Origin of the sequence: Curtobacterium luteum (assembly GCF_014646995.1) — a bacterium.
GTDB classification, from domain to species: Bacteria; Actinomycetota; Actinomycetes; order Actinomycetales; family Microbacteriaceae; genus Curtobacterium; species Curtobacterium luteum.
Genome location: NZ_BMOI01000014.1, coordinates 88,675 through 108,046, shown reverse-complemented (window position 1 = coordinate 108,046; position 19,372 = coordinate 88,675). Strand labels below are relative to the sequence as shown.

15 protein-coding genes are annotated in these 19,372 nt (G+C 72.3%); 9 read left to right on the top strand and 6 right to left on the bottom strand.

The genetic code is table 11. From position 1 onward, the window contains the following. Window positions 1–83 precede the first annotated feature (83 nt). Window positions 84–1,679, bottom strand: a complete 1,596-nt coding sequence (locus IEY20_RS14560) for an acyl-CoA carboxylase subunit beta (protein ID WP_022902658.1) — start codon at window positions 1,677–1,679, stop codon at window positions 84–86. Window positions 1,680–1,753: 74 nt separating this feature from the next. Here IEY20_RS14560 and IEY20_RS14555 point away from each other — a divergent pair, with 74 nt between their 5' ends. The 4 genes from IEY20_RS14555 (at window position 1,754) to IEY20_RS14540 (ending at window position 6,100) form a co-directional block, all read left to right on the top strand. Then, entirely contained in the window at window positions 1,754–2,575 is an 822-nt protein-coding gene (locus IEY20_RS14555) for a biotin--[acetyl-CoA-carboxylase] ligase (protein ID WP_175329389.1), read from the top strand. A gap of 4 nt (window positions 2,576–2,579) precedes the next feature. Then, complete coding sequence (locus IEY20_RS14550) at window positions 2,580–3,131, top strand: PH domain-containing protein (protein WP_022902656.1); 552 nt, start codon at window positions 2,580–2,582, stop codon at window positions 3,129–3,131. A 99-nt stretch (window positions 3,132–3,230) separates the two neighbouring features. Continuing rightward, window positions 3,231–4,538 (top strand): UDP-glucose dehydrogenase family protein, encoded by a 1,308-nt coding sequence (locus IEY20_RS14545; protein WP_175329388.1) that lies wholly within the window; start codon window positions 3,231–3,233, stop codon window positions 4,536–4,538. Between the two features lie 8 nt (window positions 4,539–4,546). Beyond that, a complete protein-coding gene (locus tag IEY20_RS14540) occupies window positions 4,547–6,100 on the top strand; it encodes a hypothetical protein (RefSeq protein ID WP_175329387.1) in 1,554 nt (517 codons plus the stop codon). Here the strand turns inward: IEY20_RS14540 and IEY20_RS14535 are convergent. Further along, the gene (locus IEY20_RS14535) at window positions 6,067–7,245 is read right to left on the bottom strand and encodes a glycosyltransferase (RefSeq protein WP_175329386.1); all 1,179 of its coding nucleotides are present in this window, start codon (window positions 7,243–7,245) and stop codon (window positions 6,067–6,069) included. The two genes, IEY20_RS14540 and IEY20_RS14535, sit on opposite strands and share 34 nt — an antisense overlap. A 50-nt stretch (window positions 7,246–7,295) precedes the next feature. Here IEY20_RS14535 and IEY20_RS14530 point away from each other — a divergent pair, with 50 nt between their 5' ends. After that, window positions 7,296–8,519, top strand: coding sequence for a polysaccharide pyruvyl transferase family protein (locus IEY20_RS14530; protein ID WP_175329385.1), 1,224 nt, complete (start codon window positions 7,296–7,298; stop codon window positions 8,517–8,519). 106 nt (window positions 8,520–8,625) lie between these two features. On the opposite strand, the gene IEY20_RS14525 is transcribed toward IEY20_RS14530, so the two are convergent. Then, entirely contained in the window at window positions 8,626–9,588 is a 963-nt protein-coding gene (locus IEY20_RS14525; RefSeq protein WP_022902649.1) for a GH25 family lysozyme, read from the bottom strand. Between the two features lie 97 nt (window positions 9,589–9,685). After that, entirely contained in the window at window positions 9,686–10,918 is a 1,233-nt protein-coding gene (locus IEY20_RS14520) for an acyltransferase family protein (protein ID WP_175328733.1), read from the bottom strand. A 160-nt stretch (window positions 10,919–11,078) separates the two neighbouring features. On the opposite strand from IEY20_RS14520, the gene IEY20_RS14515 reads away from it, so the two are divergent. Both IEY20_RS14515 and IEY20_RS14510 read left to right on the top strand, forming a co-directional pair. Continuing rightward, complete coding sequence (locus IEY20_RS14515) at window positions 11,079–12,932, top strand: glycosyltransferase family protein (protein ID WP_175328732.1); 1,854 nt, start codon at window positions 11,079–11,081, stop codon at window positions 12,930–12,932. Window positions 12,933–13,092: 160 nt separating this feature from the next. Further along, on the top strand, window positions 13,093–14,127 hold the full coding sequence (locus IEY20_RS14510; RefSeq protein WP_175328731.1) for a lysylphosphatidylglycerol synthase domain-containing protein: 1,035 nt from the start codon (window positions 13,093–13,095) through the stop codon (window positions 14,125–14,127). 99 nt (window positions 14,128–14,226) lie between these two features. On the opposite strand, the gene IEY20_RS14505 is transcribed toward IEY20_RS14510, so the two are convergent. Beyond that, window positions 14,227–15,777 carry a DUF2142 domain-containing protein gene (locus tag IEY20_RS14505; protein ID WP_175328730.1) on the bottom strand — a complete coding sequence of 517 codons (1,551 nt, stop codon included), beginning with the start codon at window positions 15,775–15,777 and terminating at the stop codon, window positions 14,227–14,229. Window positions 15,778–15,787: 10 nt separating this feature from the next. Next, entirely contained in the window at window positions 15,788–16,255 is a 468-nt protein-coding gene (locus IEY20_RS14500) for a GtrA family protein (RefSeq protein WP_175328729.1), read from the bottom strand. Window positions 16,256–16,370: 115 nt separating this feature from the next. Here IEY20_RS14500 and IEY20_RS14495 point away from each other — a divergent pair, with 115 nt between their 5' ends. Continuing rightward, on the top strand, window positions 16,371–17,507 hold the full coding sequence (locus IEY20_RS14495) for a 5-(carboxyamino)imidazole ribonucleotide synthase (protein WP_175328728.1): 1,137 nt from the start codon (window positions 16,371–16,373) through the stop codon (window positions 17,505–17,507). A gap of 193 nt (window positions 17,508–17,700) precedes the next feature. Beyond that, window positions 17,701–19,368, top strand: coding sequence for a glycoside hydrolase family 6 protein (locus IEY20_RS14490; protein WP_175328727.1), 1,668 nt, complete (start codon window positions 17,701–17,703; stop codon window positions 19,366–19,368). Window positions 19,369–19,372 lie beyond the last annotated feature (4 nt).

Below are 19,372 nucleotides of genomic sequence, written 5' to 3'. Positions count from 1 at the left end.
TGTTCCCGTGCTCGACGGGTCGACCGGGTCGGTCACCCCGTGTGACGGTGATGTTCCCGTGCTCGACGGGTCGACCGCGTCGGTCACAGCGGGATGTTCCCGTGCTTCTTGGGCGGCAGCGAGGCGCGCTTGCCGCGGAGGGCACGGAGCGCCTTGATCACCGAGACGCGGGTGGCGTGCGGCTGGATGATGCCGTCGAGCTCACCGCGCTCCGCCGCGAGGTACGGCGACGCGACGTTGTAGGTGTACTCGTTCGCGAGCTTCGTGCGGACCGCGGCGACGTCCTCGCCGGCCTCTTCCGCCCGCTTGATCTCCGAGCGGTAGAGGATGTTGACGGCTCCCTGGCCACCCATGACCGCGATCTCGGCGGTCGGCCACGCGAGGTTGATGTCCGCGCCGAGCTGCTTCGACCCCATCACGATGTACGCACCGCCGTACGCCTTGCGGGTGATGACGGTGACGAGCGGGACGGTCGCCTCGGCGTACGCGTACAGGAGCTTGGCGCCGCGGCGGATGACACCGGTCCACTCCTGGTCGGTGCCGGGGAGGTAGCCGGGCACGTCGACGAGCGTCAGGATCGGGATGCCGAACGCGTCGCAGAACCGCACGAAGCGGGCGGCCTTCTCACCGGCGTCGATGTTGAGCGTGCCGGCCATCGCCTGCGGCTGGTTCGCGATGATGCCGACCGTGCGGCCCTCGACCCGGCCGAAGCCGATCAGGATGTTCGGCGCGAAGAGCGGCTGGACCTCGAGGAACTCGCCGTCGTCCACGACGTGCTCGATGATCGTCGTCACGTCGTACGGCTGGTTCGTCGAGTCCGGGATGACGACGTCGAGCTCGTGGTCCGCGTCGGTCGTCTCGAGCTCCGGGGCGACGTCGTAGGCCGGGGCGTCGGCGAGGTTGTTGTCCGGGAGGAACCCGATGAGCGACCGGGCGTAGTCGAGCGCGTCGGTCTCGTCCTCCGCGAGGTAGTGCGCGACGCCGGACACCTGGTTGTGGGTCTGCGCGCCGCCGAGCTCCTCGAAGCCGACGTCCTCGCCCGTGACGGTCTTGATGACGTCCGGACCGGTGACGAACATGTGGCTCGTCTTGTCGACCATGATGACGAAGTCGGTGAGGGCGGGGGAGTACACCGCGCCGCCGGCCGCCGGGCCCATGACGATCGAGATCTGGGGGATGACGCCCGACGCCTGGGTGTTCAGGCGGAAGATCTCGCCGTACTTGCCGAGCGCGACCACGCCCTCCTGGATGCGTGCGCCACCGGAGTCGAGGATGCCGATGATCGGCACGCCCGTCTTCAGCGCGTGCTGCATGACCTTGATGATCTTCTCGCCGGCGACCTCGCCGAGGGACCCGCCGAACACGGTGAAGTCCTGCGCGTACACCGCGACGTTCCGGCCGTGGATCGTGCCCACGCCCGTGACGACCGCGTCGCCGTAGGGGCGCTTGGCGTCCATGCCGAACGCGGTCGTGCGGTGCCGGACGAACTCGTCGAACTCGACGAACGAGTTGTCGTCGAGGAGCTGCTCGATGCGCTCCCGGGCGGTGCCCTTGCCCTTCGCGTGCTGCTTCGCGATGGCTGCCTCGCCCGCGGCGGTCACGGCTTCGTGGTACCGGTCGCGGAGGTCGGCGAGCCGGCCGGCGGTCGTCGAGAGATCGGGGGTGTCACCTTGAGTCACCCGCTCACCATACCGGCGGCCCCGGACGCCCACGGTTGGAGGTCGTCCACGGTTCCTGCCCGTAGATTGCGTGCATGTCCACACCCGCGTCGTCGTTCCCGCTCACCCGTGCCGAGGTCGAGGCGGACGGTGCGACGCTCGTCGTGCCGCCCACGACCGGCTCGACCAACGCGGACCTCCTCGCGGTCGCGTCGGACCTGGCGCACGGCAGTGTCGTGGCGACGCTCGACCAGACCGCCGGCCGCGGCCGCCTCGACCGCTCGTGGTCGGCGCCCGCCGGGCAGACGCTCGCGGCGAGCCTGCTCGTCCGCGCGGACCTGGACGACCGGTCGCGCGGCTGGTTGCCGCTCGTCGCGGGCCGTGCGTTGCGCGACGCGGTGGACGCCCTGGTGCCCGGCGCGCCGGGGACGACCCGCGCCTCCCGGCCGGTGGTCGAGGTCAAGTGGCCGAACGACGTCCACCTCGACGAACGCAAGGTGAGCGGCATCCTCTGCCAGGTCGCCGCCGACGGCAGCGTCGTGGTCGGTGCCGGGGTCAACCTCACGATCCCCGCCGACGCACTCCCGACCCCGACCTCGACCTCGCTCGCCGTCGCCGGCGTCACGGGGACCGCACCCGACCTCGCCGACGCGGTGATCGTCGCTTTCCGGGGTGCCGTCCTGGAGGCGGTGGTCGCCCTCGCCACGGGCGGTGCGGCCGCCGAGGCGGTCCGGTCCGACGTCCGTGCAGCGTGCGGCACGATCGGTCGCCGGATCCGACTCGAGCTGCCCGACGGCACGGTGGAGGAGGCCGACGCGGTCGGCATCGACGACGACGGCCGGATCACGATCCGGCACCGGGACGGTGCCACCAGGGGCGTCGCGGTGGGCGACGTCACGCACCTGCGCTATGCATGAGGGCATGACCGCCGAGCCGCCGCCCGAGCGCGTCGTCGCCCGGCTCCGGCCGCACGCACGGCGGCTCGTCCGCCCCGCCGTGTTCGTGGTGCTCGTGACCGCGGCCGGCGGCTTCGGGTTCGGCGTCTTCCGGGCACAGCTGGCCTGGCTGAACGTGGTGGTGGCGGTCGTCGTGCTGCTGCTGCTCGTTGTCGGCGGGGTGGTCCCGCTCGTCCGGTGGATGTCCCAGCGCTACGTCGTCACCACCCGGCGGCTCGTGGTCGTGCACGGACTCGGCACACGGACCCGGCGGGAGCTCCTGCACGCCCGCGGGTACGACGTGACCGTGCGCCGGCGCGGCCTGCAGGGGGTGTTCCGCTCCGGGGACGTGCTCGTGTTCCCGGGTGACGACCCCGTGGCGGTGCTCGCCGACGTCCCGCACGCCGACCTCGTCGTCGCCGTGCTGCACGACCTGGTGGAGGCCCACGAGGCGCGCCGGCGGCACCGCGAGCCGGACTGGGACGAGATCGTGGGCGGCGGGGCCGAGCGGCCGCCGTGGGGCGACGTCCGCGGCTGAGCCGACGCCCGCCCACCGCTGGCGCGCGCCGGGGTGCTGCGACGTGCCGCGCGCCCGGCCTTCGGTGTGAAGCCGTGCAGGAACCTGTACCGTCTTCCCGTGCGTATCTCTGTCATCGGCTGCGGTTACCTCGGTGCCGTGCACGCCGCCTCCATGGCCAAGCTCGGGCACGACGTCGTCGCGGTGGACGTCGACCCCGGCAAGATCGAGCGCCTCGCCGCGGGCGAGGCCCCCTTCTTCGAGCCCGGTCTGCCGGAGATCCTGACCGAGGCGCTCGCCTCGGGCCGCATCCGCTTCACGACCGACATGGCCGAGGTCGCCGACGCCACGGTGCACTTCCTCGCCGTCGGCACGCCGCAGGGCCCGACCGGCGCCGCCGACCTCACGTACGTGGACGCCGCTGTGGCGTCCCTCGTCCCGCACCTCTCCGCGGACGCCTACGTCGTCGGCAAGTCCACGGTCCCCGTCGGCACCGCAGCGCGGCTCGCAGGCGAGGTCGAGGCTGCCGTGCCGGGCGCCACGCTGGTCTGGAACCCCGAGTTCCTCCGTGAGGGCTTCGCCGTGCAGGACACCATCTCGCCCGACCGCCTGGTCTACGGCGTTCCCGCCGGCGAGCAGGGCGAGCGGGCCACCGCCGTCCTCGACGAGGTCTACGCATCGGCGCTCGCCGAGGGCACCCCGCGCCTGGTCGTCGACCTGCCCACCGCCGAGCTCGTGAAGGTCAGCGCGAACGCGTTCCTCGCGACCAAGATCTCCTTCATCAACGCGATGGCCGAGATCGCCGAGGTCGTCGGTGCGGACGTCACCGCCCTCGCCGACGCGATCGGGCACGACGCCCGCATCGGCCGGAAGTTCCTCAACGCCGGCCTCGGCTTCGGCGGCGGGTGCCTGCCGAAGGACATCCGTGCCTTCCAGGCGCGTGCGTCCGAGCTCGGCGTGCCGGACTCGCTCGCCTTCCTCGCCGACGTCGACGCGATCAACCTCCGCCGCCGGGACCACGTCGTCACGCTGGCGCAGGAGCTCCTCGGCGGTGACGTCGCGGGCAAGCGGGTCGCGGTGCTCGGCCTGGCGTTCAAGCCGAACTCCGACGACGTCCGCGACTCGCCGTCGCTCGACATCGCCGGCCGACTCGAGGGCCTCGGCGCCCACGTCGCGGCGTACGACCCCGAGGCCGTCGTGACCGCCCGCCGCGTCCGTCCCGAGCTCGACTACACCGAGACCGCCGCCGACGCGCTCCGCGGTGCCGAGCTCGTCCTGGTGCTGACCGAGTGGAACGAGTTCCGCGAGCTCGACGCGTCCGAGGTCGCCGGCCTGGTCGCCAGCCCGGTCGTGGTCGACGGACGCAACTGCCTCGACCGCGACGCCTGGACGGCGGCCGGGTTCACGTACCGCGGCATGGGGCGCTGAGGCTCTCCGTGACCGTCCGGGTGCGGCGCCTCCTGCTCGACGGCGTCCGCGGGCACGACTGGGCCACCCCGGTCGTGCTCGCGGCCACCCTGTTCGTGCTCGTCGCCGCGGTCGCCCGGATCGCGTCGACCGAGCCGCTCAGCAGCACGGACGAGTCGGCGCACGTCGACTACACCCTCCGGGTGTGGCACGGCCAGCTGCCCGTGCTGATGGACGGGGTGCGGTTCCAGCCCGGGTTCGGCCACCACCCGCCGGTCCAGTGGGTCGCCCAGCACCCACCGCTCTACTACGTCCTGCTCGCGCCGCTCGTCGGCCCGCTCGTCGACGCGGGCCACCCGGTGCAGGCGGTCGTCGCGGCGCGGATCGTCAACGCGGTCATCGTCGCGGGCATCGTGCCGGCTGCTGCCTGGGCGGCCTCGCGCTGCTTCCCGGAGGTTCGACGACTGCCGGCGACCGTCGCCGTCGTCTCGGGGTTCACCGCGGTGCTCGTCGTGCAGGCCGGCGTGGTCTACAACGACTCGCTCGCCGCGCTGCTCGGCGCCCTCGCCTGCGGAGTGGCCGGAGCCGCCCTGCGGTCCGGGGTCACGCCGCGCCTGCTCGTGTGCGGAGCCCTCGTGGCGGCTGCGGGCATGACGACACGGCTCTCCTTCGCGCTCTGGCTGGTGGCCGTCGCGGTGGCGTTCCTGCTCGCCCGGACCGTGCGGCTCGGCCGACTGCAGGGCCTGTGGGCCCGCGTCGTCGTCGCGCTCGTGCCCGTGGTGGCGGCCGCTGCGGCCTCCGGGTGGTTCTGGGTGCGCAACACCATCGTCGCCGGGTCCTTCAGCGGCCGGCCAAAGGCGTGGCCGGGGTGGGTGCCACGACCGCACTTCACGGACCAGGAGGTCGCCACCAAGCCGGCGTTCTGGAAGCAGCTCTTCGCGCTCTACCGCGGCGCGCTCGACCTCCGCGACGCAGTGCCGTGGATCCTCCTGCTGGCACCGGTCCTGCTGCTCGCGGTGTCCGTCGTCGTGCTGCTGGTGCGCCGGATCGCCACCCGCCGGGGACAGAACCCGGGGCGTTCGAGCGCTCCGGGCGACGGCTGGCCGCGGACGCTCGTCGTCGCCATGCTCGTGACGGTCGTCGTGCTCTTCGTCCTGGTCGAGATCCGGTACATGGCCGGTGGGGGCGCGCCGATCAACCGCTACACGCTGTCCGTCTGGGCTCCGATCGCCATCGCGCTCGCGGCCGGGCTGCGGGCGTCGCGGCACGCGGCCGTGGTGCTCGTCCCGGCGTGGACGCTGCTGTCCCTGGTGCCGATCTGGTCGCTGCTGCACTTCGAGGGAGCGACGCTCGTGCCGCACTCCGCGAAGCTCGTGCTCGCGGCCACGGTGCTCGCGGGTGTGCTGACCGCCGCGACGATCGCCCTGTTCGTGGCCGGCGACCTCGCCGGACTGCGTCGCGACCGGGACGCCCGAGACGGGCGCGCAGACACGGACGACCGCGACGACCGCTCAGCGTCGGACGCCGGTCCGGCGGGGCGCGACGGTGGTCAGCTGATCGCGCCGCGCAGCACGGCCCGGTAGCGCTCGCCGATCCGCTCGGTCGAGAACTCCGCCGCCGACTCGACCGCGCGCTCGCGGTACCGGTCGCGCGCCTCGGCGTCGGTGAGCACCCGACGGAGCGCCGCACCGAGGGCGGGCACGTCGCCGGGCGCCACGAGCAGCCCGGAGTCGTCGTCGTGCACGACGTCGCGGATGCCCGGCAGGTCGCTCGCGACGATCGCCGCGCCGACCGCCGCTGCCTCGAGCAGGGTGACCGGGAGGCCCTCCTGGTCACCGTTCGCGGCCGGGATCGACGGCACCGCCACGACGGTCGCGGAGGCCAGCGTCTCGAGCACCTCGGTCCGGCCGCGCTGCCCGGTGAACGTGACGGGGAGGCCCGCAGCCTGCTGCTCGAGCCGACCGCGCCAGGGCCCGTCGCCGACGATCGTGAGGCGCCACGGCACGTCGTCGCCGATGCCGCGGAGGGCCTCGAGCAGGTTGCCGAAGCCCTTCTTCTCGACCAGACGGCCGACGGCGACCACGTGGTGCTCCTCGGCGGCGACCCGCGCACGGGCGTCCCGTGCCGGACCCAGGTCGACGCCCATCGGGATCACCGTCGACCGGTCGGCCGGGACGCCCCACTCGGTCAGACGGTCCCGCATCTCGGAGTTGACCGTCGTGACGTGCGCGGCGCGACCGAAGATCCAGCGCTTCAGCCGGACCAGGGGTGCGGCGCGGAGCGCGTAGATGTCGCCGCCGTGCGTGGTGACCACGAGGGGGACCCCCGGCGCCGCGAGCGTCGCCACGAGGCCCTGCGGGATCGCCCAGTGGGCGTGGATGACGTCCGGCCGCCCGGACCGGACCGCAGCGCGGACGGCGCGGTACTGGGCGAGGACGAGCGCCGGCACCTGCACCAGGCGGCTGCGCTTCTCCTTGAGGTTGTCGAGGATCGCGCCGTCGGCCAGGTCCTCGAAGGCCTTCGGGAAGTACGGGAACCGGCGGACCTGCACGTCGCCGATGCGCTCGCGTGCGGCACCGTCGGGGACCCGGGGTGTCAGGACGAGCGTGTCGAACTCGGTGGCCTCCTGGTGCGCCAGGTCGAGCACGAAGGCCGGGACCCCGTCGTCCGGCCGGGCCGGGAAGGTCGATCCGAGGACGAGCAGACGGGGGCGGGAGGTGTCGGACAAGTCGGCCTTTCCACGGGGCGTGCTGCGTGGGACCGGTAGGCTCTCCACTCGTGCGCGTACTGATCCACAATAGCGATTCGCCCCACAACCGAGGCGACCGAGCGATCCTCGCCGGCAACGTCGAGCTCGTCCGTCGACGCTGGCCCGACGCCGAGATCGTCTCGCTGTCGCAGTACCCCGACCGCGACGCCGCGTGGTTCGGCATCCGGTTCCTGCCGGTGTCGCCGTACAGCACCGGCATCGGCGACCTGTTCGCGCTGCTGCGGGCCGCGCGCGGCGCCGACCTCGTCCTGTGGGGCGGCGGCGAGATCCTCAAGGACTACACGAACAAGCTCGGCCTCGTGTACTGGTTCGGCAAGATGCTGCTCGTCCGCACGGTGAACCGGAACCTCGTCGGCGCGTTCCAGGGCATCGGCCCGACCTCCGCCGGCATCAGCAAGCGGCTCATCCGCGCGACCGTCGACCTCTGCCGCTCGTTCGCCGTGCGCGACGACGAGTCCCGCGAGAAGCTCCTCGCCTGGGGTGTCCGGACGCCCGTCGTGTCCTCCTTCGACCCGGCCGTCGTCGGCACGGTGCAGCAGCCCGACGCCGACGTGCTCGCCCGCCTCGAGGCCACGACCGGCCTCACCGCCGACCGCCTCGAGGGCTCGATCGGCTTCGGGGTGCGCCGCTGGTTCCACTACAAGCGCAGCGGGTGGATCCCGTTCCGCTTCCTGCCGAAGCGCTTCCGGCAGACCGGTGTGGACAGCGAACGGCTCGTCACCTACCGTCAGGCGCTCGCCGACCTCGCCGACCGCCAGGTCGAGCGCTGGGACGCCGACGTCGTCTTCTACCCGATGCACATGGAGGCGTCCGAGGGTGACGCCGCGTTCGCCCGCGAGGTGATCGCGCTCATGCAGCACGGCGACCGGACGCACGTCGTCGAGGCCGACGCCTTCTCGCCGTCCGAGTACGCGGGCCTCATGTCCCGCAGCCGCCTGTTCCTCGCCAGCCGACTCCACTCCGCGATCGTCGCGACGATCGCCGGGGTCCCCGCCGCGGTCCTCTACTACGTCGACAAGGGCCGACTGTTCTTCGAGCAGATGGGGCAGCAGGCCTACTCCAAGCCGATCGAGTCGGCACTCGAGCCGACCTTCGTCGACGACGTCACCGCCCTCCTGGAGGACCTCGACGGCCAGCACGAGGCGATCCGCGCCCGGCTCGCCGAGGGGGTCGCCACGATGGCGACGGCGCTCGACGCCGACTTCGCGGAGGCGACGAGCCACACGCGCTGACCGCTGCGGCACGTCGCGACGTGCGCCGGGACGGACGGGAGGCACGGTGCCGGCTGGCACCGTGCCTCCCGTCCGTCTGCTGGTCACGCCGGGACGGCGACGGGCGTCACCCGGTCTTGGACGCGAAGCGCTCGAGGTAGTCCGCGGAGTTGCGGTAGACGTCCTGGTCGCCGGGGAGCGTCCCGCTCGCGGACCACTGCCAGAACGTCCACTTCGACCAGCTCCGACCGAGCGTGCCCGGCGTCGTGAAGTCGTGCACCGGGTAGAGCGCCACGAACAGCGGGTTCTTCGAGAACTGGTTGCTGTTGTTCGTGCAGCGCTTCCACCAGTCGGTCGTGGTGTAGATCGCCGGGTACCGCTTCGTCTTCTGGTACACGGTGTTCGAGAAGTCCTTGATCCAGCTGCGCATCTGCGACCACGACTTGCCGTAGCAGGTGCCCTGGGACGCGGAGCCGTACTCGATGTCGAGCAGCGGAGGCAGTGTCTTGCCGTCCGCGCTCCACTGCCCGCCGTGCGCGAAGAAGTAGTTCGCGGTGGCGGCGCCGCTCGCCTGGCTCGGCTGCGCGTAGACGTACCCGCCGCGGTAGAGGTTCCGCTGCTTCGCCGTGGCGTACTGCTGCTTGTACGTCGAGCTGACGTAGCTCGTGCCCTCGGTGGCCTTGACGTAGACGAAGCGGGCGCCTGCGCGGTAGGCCGCGAGGAAGTTCACGCTCGGCTGCCACGCGCTGATGTCGAAGCCCTGGATCCGGCCGGGCGGGGGACCGGCGGAGGCGGCCTGGGCGGTCGCGCTGAGGTCCCCCTGCTGCGTCGTCACCGCCCCAGGCACGGACGTGACGATCTCGGTCTCGCCGGCGTTCCGGGCGATGCCGGCCCCCATGACGTGGTTCCCGGTCTGGTCCATCTCGGCGATCGACAACGACCCTGACCCGGCGGTCGTGGGCGTCCCCGCGGACGCGGGGGCTGGTGTCGCCGACGTCTCCGCGGTCGCGGGACTGCTCCCGATCGTGAGCGCCGCGGCCACCGCCGCGGCGGCTCCGAGACCGAAGATCCTCTTGCTGGATGCGCGCATGCGGCGGCGTCCTCCCTGTCGAAGCGGCCTCGGGTGCGTGCTGTGCACCCGTCGCGTCCGAGCGATGCTACCCGGCGCGTCGGGAGGGCCGCAGCGATCAGCGCGAGGCTGCTGCGCTCTCCGGCTGCATCGGCTCGACGTCCGGGATGGGGCCGTTGCCGTTGACCTCGACCCGTGCGTGCTGCTGTCGGCGGTTCAGGAAGTTCCGCTCGACGAGCCACCACATGCCCACACAGACGCCGAGCGTCAGGGGCACCACGACCACGATCATGAGCAGGAACTGCAGCTTCGGCGAGAAGCCGAACGGCAGCAGCAGGAGGTTGCCGAAGCCGAGCAGCGGACTGTGGAACAGGTACACCGAGTAGGAGACGAGTCCGGCCAGGACGAAGGGCCGCCACGCGAAGAAGCGCGCGAGCCAGGTGTGGTGGCCGGTCACGGCGGAGCGGCCGAGCCAGGTAAGGAGGACCCCCGTGAAGACACCGGTCACGACCTCGGACGGCCAGGTCTGGTGCTGGTAGTAGTCACGGTGCGAGAAGAACAGCACGGCGATGCCGAGCAGCAGCACCACGATGAAGGCGCCCTCCTGCCAGCGGGGCTTCGTCCGGATGCGGAGCGTGCCGGAGGCGTGGGCGTCCCGGGCGCGGACGGTGATCTCGGCCGCGAGCATGCCGACGGCGAAGAGCCCGACGAACCACGGGTGCATCCACGAGTACTTCGACTCGCTGCCCATCCACATGCCGATGAGCACGAGTCCGGAGGTGGTCGCCCACCCGCCGATGAGCCGCCACAGCGGGAGGATGACGAGCGGCATCAGGAAGTAGATCTGCCACTCGACCGCGACGCTCCACATCGGTCCGGCGATCTTGCCGATGTACTGCGGGAAGAAGTCGTGCACGAGGAAGAAGTGCGTCAGGAAGGTGCCCCAGCCCATCGGCAGCTTCGTGTCCCACTGGGTGCCGCCCGGGTTGTGCAGGACCGGGATGAACCGGATCATCAGCGCGAACAGCACGAGCGCGGCCCAGTAGGGCGGGATGATCCGGCGGGCCCGACGCCAGATGTACTTCCAGAAGCCGCCGGGGATGCGGTACCGGTCGAACCGGGTCATCACGGGCAGCATGAGCACGTAGCCCGAGAGCACGATGAAGACGGGCACGCCGAGGTAGCCCCAGCCGATGATCGGGCGGAGCCAAGGGATCTGCGTCGGCCCGGTGCCGGTCACCCCGGTGAAGAGGTACGCGTGGTAGACCACGACGGCCAGGGCAGCGAGCCCGCGGAGGCCGTCGAGGTAGGGGAACTCGAGTCGGGTGCTCGGCCGGGGTGCGCTGGGCAAGATCGATCCTCGTGTTCGGCGGGCTGGACCTGAGCAGTCTCGCACACACGGGATGGTGAGCGCGTGTCGGCTGCTCGGGCGGCCGTGCACGGACGCGGATGCCGTGCACCGGCATGGTGAGCGGCCCTCGGGTGTGCGGAGGGATGCAATGATGGAGGACGTGACCCTGACGACCCACGCCGCCGAGGATGCCCCCGCGACGACCAGCGGGCGCCGGGCGGCTCGCTCGTCCCTGCACCTCCGGAAGGTGCTCGTCCCGATCGGGCTCGGCGTCCTCCTGCTCGTCGGGGTCGGCCTCAGCGCGTCCGTGGCGTACCACAACCGTCTCGGCGTCACGAACGTCGACGGCATCTCCTACATGGGGATCGCGCGCGAGTACGCGCACGGGTGGTTCGGCGACGCGGTCAACGCGTACTGGTCCCCGATGGTCTCGTGGCTCATGGCGCCGATCATCGCGGTGGGGGCGGGTCCGCAGACGGCGTTCGCCGTGGTCAACACCCTGGCGGTCGCCGTGGTGCTCGGCATCGGCGGGTGGCTCGTCTGGTCGCAGAACCACCGCACCGTGCCGGCCGTGCTCTTCATGGTCACGGCGATCCCCGCACTGATGAGCGCGGTGTCGGTGCAGACGCCGGACCTGCTCGTCGTCGCGTGGATGTTCGGGTTCCTGTGGTCGCTCCGCTGGGCGGACCAGGCCCTGCACGGCAGTCGTCGGTCTCGGATCGCCTCGGGCATCGTGCTCGGTGCCGTCGCGGCGATCGGGTACTTCGTCAAGCTCTTCCTGCTCCCGGTGGCGCTCGGGTCGGTGGTGCTGTGGCTCCTGCTCCGCGTGTGGTCCGCCCGTCGTCGCCGCGAGCCCGTCCGGCACTGGTGGCCGGTCCCGGTCGCGGCCGTCGTCGCCTTCGCCGTCGTGATCGCGCCGTGGGTCGGTGCCCTCACCGTGAAGTACGGCGAGGTCACGCTCGGCTCCTCGCTGTCGGTGAACGTCGGGTCGAAGTTCGACGACGCCGGCCGCTCGACCGACTGGCCCTGGCTCCCGGTACCGCCGAACGAGCACGCGACCACGGCGAACGAGGACTTCACCCCGAGCGTCTTCGAGAAGGGCGTGCAGGACAACCCCGATCCCGACGCCGTCCCGCCGGTGTCACGGCCCCAGACCGAGCCGACCGTCACGAAGTCGAGCTCGCTCGTCGCCCGCGGGACCTACTACGTCGAGCAGCGCCTCCTCGCCTTCCCGTACTACCTGCAGAAGATCAGCACGTTCGCGCCGTTCGCCGCCCCGATCGCGCTCCTCTTCGCGGCCGCGCTCGTCATCGGCGTCGTCCGGTTCCGTCGGTACGCGTTCACGTGCATCGTCGCGGCGTCCACCCTCGTGTACTTCATCGGCTACGGGATGATCACGTCGTCGTCGAGCGGTGGCGGGAACGCGCGGTACTACTGGCCGCTCTTCTACCTCACCGCGATGATCGGCGCGCTGATGCTGCCGGCGGTGTGGCGGCTCGTGCGGCGACGCGGCGTCATCCGGACCGTCGTCGCGTGCGTGGCGATCGCCGTCGTGCCCGTCGCCTCGTACACCCAGAACTGGTTCGGCTCGCCCGCGCCGTTCTACCCGTCCGTGAACCGCACCGACCCGCTGCAGGTGACCGGTCCGGTCGACGTCCCGCCGCTGGTCGCGCTCGCCGACCAGATGAAGTCGAGCGGCGCGCTCCCCGCGGGCTCGTCCATCATCGGCACGAACTCGCGCTCGCTCGCGTCCATCGCGTTCCTCACCGGGACGCGCGCGTTCGGACGCTCCGGGCAGGGCTACACCTACCACTCCGAGGCGATGCTGAAGGTCTACGCAGACGAGGGCATCCGCTACTTCGTGCAGTTCGACCCGGCGTCCGCCCCAGCGCGCGACTACTCGATGGCCGGGAAGGTGGTCGGGACCTTCGGGGCCGATATCGCCTGCACCGGCGACAGCTCGAGCGACGCGGCGCAGCCCTGCCGCATCCAGGTCATCCGCCTGGACGGCTGACCGGGTCGGGGCGTCACCATCCCGGCCCGGCTACCATGTCGCTGGGCCCGGAGCAGTCCGTGGTGCGACGCCGTCGTCGGGCCGCATCGTCCGCGCACCGCATCGTCAGCGGGCCGGACGGGCCAGATCGTCCGTGGGTCAGCGCCGTCAGGAGAAACGATTGTCAGGAACCACCAGCAGTGACACCCCCGAGGTCGAGGGGAAGCGTCCGTCGAAGCGGCGACGCGTGCTCGGCAAGGTGGTGCCGATCGTCTTCTACGTGCTGCTCGTCGTCTTCCTGGTGCTCTACGTCCGCAGCGTCGACTGGAGCCAGCTCGCCGACGTCGAGTGGAACTGGGGCTGGGTGGCCGTCGCGACGGTGATCAGCGTCGGTTTCCGGTACTGGGGCGTCGGCATCTGGTTCTACCTGCTCCGCCGCCTCGGTGCGACCGGTCTGAAGGGCAGCGGCGTCACGCTCACGTACGTCTACGCCAAGTCGTGGATGGGGCGGTACATCCCGGGTGCGGCGACGTGGATCATCGGCAAGGTGTACTTCGCGTCGAAGCACGGCGTCTCGAAGGCGCGCCTCGGCGTGAGCGGGCTCCTCGAGGGCGCCCTGCAGATCGCCGCGACGCTCGCCCTCGCGCTCGTCCTGCTGCTCGTCGACCCGCGGACGCACGACCTCGACCCGTGGCTCATCGCGCTCATGGTCGCGGCGTTCGTCGGCTGCGTGGTCTGCCTCATCCCGCAGGTGTTCGTGTTCCTGATCGGGCTGGCCCTCCGGATCCTCCGCCGCAAGCCGCTCGAGGACGACGTCCGACCGAGCCTCGGCACCGTGCTCGGGGGTGCCGGCCTCTACGTCGCCGGCGCGATCCTCTCCGGCTCGGCGTACTACTTCATCACGCTCGCGGTGTACCCGTCGCTCAAGGGCACGGACGCGGCGTTCGTGATCGGTGCGGCCAGCATGGCCTCGGCGATCAGCATGCTCGCGGTGTTCGCGCCGGGTGGCCTCGGGGTCCGCGAGGGCGTGCAGGCGCTCCTCCTCAGCCTCGTCATGCCGCCGTCGATCGCGCTCGTCGTGGTCGTCGTGACGCGGGTCTGGAGCCTGGCGGTCGACGCGCTGTTCCTGCTCTGCGCGGCCGTGCCGACGTGGTTCCGGCGGCGGACGCCGACCGACGATGCGTCGGTCGTGCACGACGGGGCGCACGCGGCCTGACACGCGGCCTGACACGGGGCCGGCCGGCCCGACGGTCCGCGCTGGTCGGCGGGGCTCGGCTCCGCCACGCCCGTTCCGCGCCGGGGACGGCCCGATGCCCTACGCGCCGGTCGACGCCGGGACGGGCTCCGGCTGACGGGCACCGGCACGGACGACCTGTACCACCGACGCCACGAGCCCCACGCCCACCAGCACGACCACCACGGCGAGCACCACGGGCGGCACCGGCCCGACCTCGGAGTAGCGCAGCAGTCCTCGCCCGGTGACGGGGAAGACCGCTGCGTTCCAGAACCACGCGGCCGCGACCGCGAACCCGTACACGCCGATCGCGGGCAGCACGACGGCGAGCCCGGTCACGGCGACCCCGCGGAACCGCCCGCTGGGCAGCAGGCGGCGCCAGGCGACCGCACTCAGCACGATGAGACAGACGATCGCGGGGAAGTAGTACCGGCCCTGGGTGGCGGCGACTTCCGTGGTGGTCAGATACGAGTGCGCGCTCGTCCGGTTCTGGATGGCGATGAGGAGCGCCGGGAACACCGCGAGGCAGGTGAGCGTCCGCAGCTCCGGACCGCGTCGGAAGGCCCAGCCCAGGAGGACGACGAGCGCGACGAGCGTGATGACGGCGGTCAGCAGGTCGCCGATGGTGACCTGGGCCCGGCCGCCGAAGCTGCCCCAGAACGTTCGGGTGAGGGTGCCCCAGCTCACGTCGAGGAAGTGTCCGAGCGTGGGGTGCTCGCCCGGTGGGAAGTCCTTCGGCGGCCGCATCGCGGTGTACCCGTTCGGTTGGACGCGGCCGTAGGCGACGAGGTTGTGCAGCCACCACCAGGCACCGATCGCTCCCGAGACGCCGAGCACGACGACGGTCCGGAGCGCCCGCGCACCCCAGCCGAGGAGCCCGACCCCGGAGAACAGCACGACGACGCCGACGAAGGGCACGGCGGGCAGACCGGTGCCCTTGACCCAGACGAGTGCCCCGAGCGCGACCGCGAGCCCGATCGCCGTCCGCCACCGGAGGTCCCCGGTGAGCATCCGGGTCGCGAGCCAGACGGTGACGCCCGCCAGCAGCAGCACGGGGGCGTCGTTCGACACCGACGACCCGATCGACGCGAGCTCGGGCGACGCGAAGACCGCGAGCCCGCCGACGAGCGCGGCGCGGGGGGAGCGTGTCACCCGGCGGACCGCGGACCAGGCGAGGAGCGGCAGGGCCGTCACCATGGCGACGTCCGCGAGCCGGAGGGCCAGGAACGCGTGGTCCCACCGGAGGTCGCCGTAGTGCACGGCCCGGAGCACCGCGGCCCCGACGAGGTACGCGGTCGGCGGGTGCTGCGTCATCTGGTTGACCGTGGTCGACGGCCCGGGGAAGGTCTGCAGCAGTTCGGTCACGGTCGCCCACTCGTCCGACGGCTGCGTCGCCTGTTGCTGCTTCGCGATGAGCACGGCACGGGTCACCCGGAGGTCGCCGGGAGCAGCCCACGCATCGCCGAGCGCGACGTGCACGGTCGCGTCGATGTGGGCGGTCTCGTCCGGCGCTTCGAACACCGGCACCAGGAGCGCCCAGGCGACGAGCCACAGGCCGAAGGTGGCCGTCACGACCGCGATGGCCACCCGCTCCCAGCGCGCGACGACGGGGGGCTGCGGTTCAGTGGTCACAGCGGCGATGTTAGGGGGCGACCTCGGTGCGGACGGGCTCCTGGACCGGCGCGGCGGTGCGCTCGGGGTGGTACACCCACACCTTGTAGAGCCAGAAGCGGAAGACCGTGCCGAGCACGAGTCCGACGATGTTCGCGATGTTGTCGGAGACGACCGAGGTGAGGCCCATCGCGTAGTGCGACACCCCGAGGGTGGCCAGCGCGATCACCATGCCGCCGAGGGAGACGACGACGAACTCGATGCCCTCGCGGGTGGCCGTGGCACGACGCTGCTCCCGGAACGTCCAGTAGCGGTTGCCCATCCAGTTGACGAAGATGGCGACGATCGTCGAGACGACCTTCGCCCAGAACGGCCCGGAGTGCACCTCGTCCGGTGCGAGCACCGTTGCGCGCAGCAGGTTGAACACCGCGGCGTCGACGACGAACCCCACAGCGCCGACCGCCCCGAAGCGAGCGAGCTGGGCGATGAGTCGGCGCACGGTGTCTCCAGGGTCCGTAGAGTTGTCACGGGTCGCACCTCGTGGCGACTTCGGAGGACGATTCTAGACAGCGCGCTCAGACCGTTCGGTGTGAGCGACGGAAGGAACACACAGCATGGCGTTGCGCGTCGGGGTCATCGGTGGGGGTCAGCTGGCACGCATGATGGTGCCGGCCGCACTGGAACTGGGCATCGACATCCGGGTCCTGGCCGAGGGACCCGCCATGTCGGCGGGGATCGCGGCCACCGCGGAGGGCGACTACCACGACGCCGGGACGGTCCTCGCCTTCGCGCGGGACGTCGACGTCGTCACCTTCGACCACGAGCACGTTCCGCAGGACGTCCTCCGGGCGCTCGTCGACGCCGGCGTCCCGGTGCGTCCCGGTCCCGAGCCGCTCGCGGTCGCGCAGGACAAGATCACGATGCGGCGCCGGCTGTCCGAGCTCGGGCTGCCCGTGCCCGACTGGGCCGCGGTGCACGACCAGGACGAGCTCCGCGCCTTCCTCGACGACCACGGCGGCCGCGCGGTCGTGAAGACGGCGCGCGGCGGCTACGACGGCAAGGGCGTCCGGGTCGTGAGCGATGCGTCCGGCGCCGACGACTGGTTCACCGCGATCGCGGAGGCCGGCGGCGGACAGGCGCTCCTCGTCGAGGAACTCGTCCCGTTCACCCGCGAGCTCGCGCAGTCCGTCGCGCGCCGCCCCTCGGGGGAGGTCGTGGCGTGGCCGCTCGTGGAGACCGTGCAGCAGGACGGTGTCTGCGCCGAGGTGCTCGCACCCGCGCCGGACAGCGCGGGCCGGATCGCCGACCTGACCGAGTCGATCGCCGTGCGGATCGCCGAGGAGCTCGGCGTGACGGGCGTGCTCGCGGTCGAGCTCTTCCAGACCGCGGACGAGCGCATCCTCATCAACGAGCTCGCCATGCGCCCGCACAACACCGGTCACTGGACCATCGACGGGGCGACCACCAGCCAGTTCGAGCAGCACCTCCGCGCCGTGCTCGACCTGCCGCTCGGCGCCACCGGCATGCACGCACCGTCGGCCGTCATGATCAACGTGCTCGGCGGCCCGGCGGACGGCGACCTCGCCGCGCGGTACCCGGGCGCGCTGGCCGCCTTCCCGGAGGCCAAGTACCACTTCTACGGCAAGGCGCCGCGGCCGGGTCGGAAGATCGGCCACGTGACCGTGGTCGGCGACGACGTCGACGACGTCGTCTACCGGGCACGCGCTGCTGCCGCGCACTTCGACGACTGACGCGCAGGACGCGTGACAGGACGGCCGGGAGGCCCGTGGCGGCGCCGCCACGGGCCTCCCGGCCGTTGTCCGCACTTGTGCCGACACTCCCTCGGGTGCCACCCGATCTGGCGAGTGTCGCCGGCTGGGCAGCACGTGTTGTCATGGACGCTCCGACCGGTCAGGGGTCGGTCCGTCCAGTCAGGGAGCCCGCATGCGCAGCCTCGCCGTCCTCGGCGCCGCCGCAGTCGTCACCACCGTCCTCACCGGCGTCGTCGTCGCCGCACCGTCGGCCGACGCGGCCACCGGAGCCGCCGCGATCCGCGCGGCGGTGTCGACGAGCCTGTTCGCGGGCGGGCCGTACCGGTCCGCGACCAGCGAGGCGGCGAAGGCCGCCGACGCGCTGCGGACGAGCGACCCGGCCGGCGCCGCCGCGGCGGCGACGATCGCCCGGTACCCGGTGGCGATCTGGCTCGGCGACTGGACGCGTGGGACGACCCTCACGACGACGATCGACCGCGCGGTCGCCGCAGCGGAGCAGGCCGGCACCACCCCGGTATTCGTGACCTACGCGATCCCGGACCGCGACTGCGGCGGGTACTCCGCCGGCGGACTCGACGAGACCGCGTACGACGCGTGGGTCGACCAGATCGCCGGGCGGCTCGCCGGACACCGGGCGGCCGTCGTCGTCGAACCGGACTCCCTGGCGATGCTCAGCAACGCCAAGTGCGACGCGACGCTCGACGCGCAGCGCTACCGCATCCTCAGCCGCTCCGTCGCCGCGTTCACGGCCGCCGGGGTGCCGTCGTACCTCGACGCGGGGAACTCCAACTGGCAGCCGGTCGCGACGATGGCCGACCGCCTGCGCCGCGCGGGTGTCGCCGAGGCCCGCGGGTTCTTCACGAACGTCGCGAACTACTACCCGACCACGCAGGAGCAGGCCTACGCCGAGAAGCTGTCCGCGGCGACCGGGGGAGCGCACTACGTGATCGACACCTCCAGGAACGGGCAGGGCTGGCGCGGGACCTGGTGCAACGGACCAGGCGCCGGCCTCGGGACCTCGCCGCGTGTGGTGTCCGACGGCACCGCCCTCGACGCACTGCTCTGGGTCAAGACGCCGGGGGCCAGCGACGGCACGTGCAACGGCGGACCGGCAGCGGGAACGTGGTTCTCGTCGTTCGCGCAGACCCTCGTGGCGAAGGCCCAGCTCGGTGCGGCGGCAGCGCAGCCGGCACGGGCCTACCGCGCGGACCCGTACGGATCGCTCGAGCGCGTGGCGACCGCCTCGGCGGGCGTCGCCGTCACCGGGTGGGCCTTCGACGGGGACGAGCCGGACACCGCGCTGTCGGTCGCGGTCACGGTCGACGGCCGCACCGCTGCGACCCTCACCGCGGACGCCACCCGGACGGACGTCGCGGCGCAGTGGGGTGTCGGACGGGAACACGGGTACGCCGGGGTGGTCCCGACCACGCCGGGGAAGCACCGGGTCTGCGCGGTCGCACGGAACGTCGGTGCCGGCGCGGACTCCACCGCCGATCCGTGCCGGACCGTCACCGTGCCCGCGGTCGCACCGACCGGGCGCCTCGACGCCGTGACGTCGCCGAGCCACCGACGCGTGGCCGTCCGCGGCTGGACGTTCGACCGCGACGACACCTCCCGCGCGCTCCGCGTGCGCGTCACCGCCGGCGGTCGCACCGTCGGCACGCTCGTCGCCGACGCACGCCGCACGGACGTCGACCGCGCGCACGGGGCCGGGCCCGCGCACGGACTCTCCGGCACGGTGACCGTGGCGTCGGGCAGTCGGTCGGTGTGCCTCACGGCCCTCGGCGTCGGCTCCGGAGGGGACCGCTCGCTGGGGTGCCGCACCGTCCGCGTGCGCTGAGGTA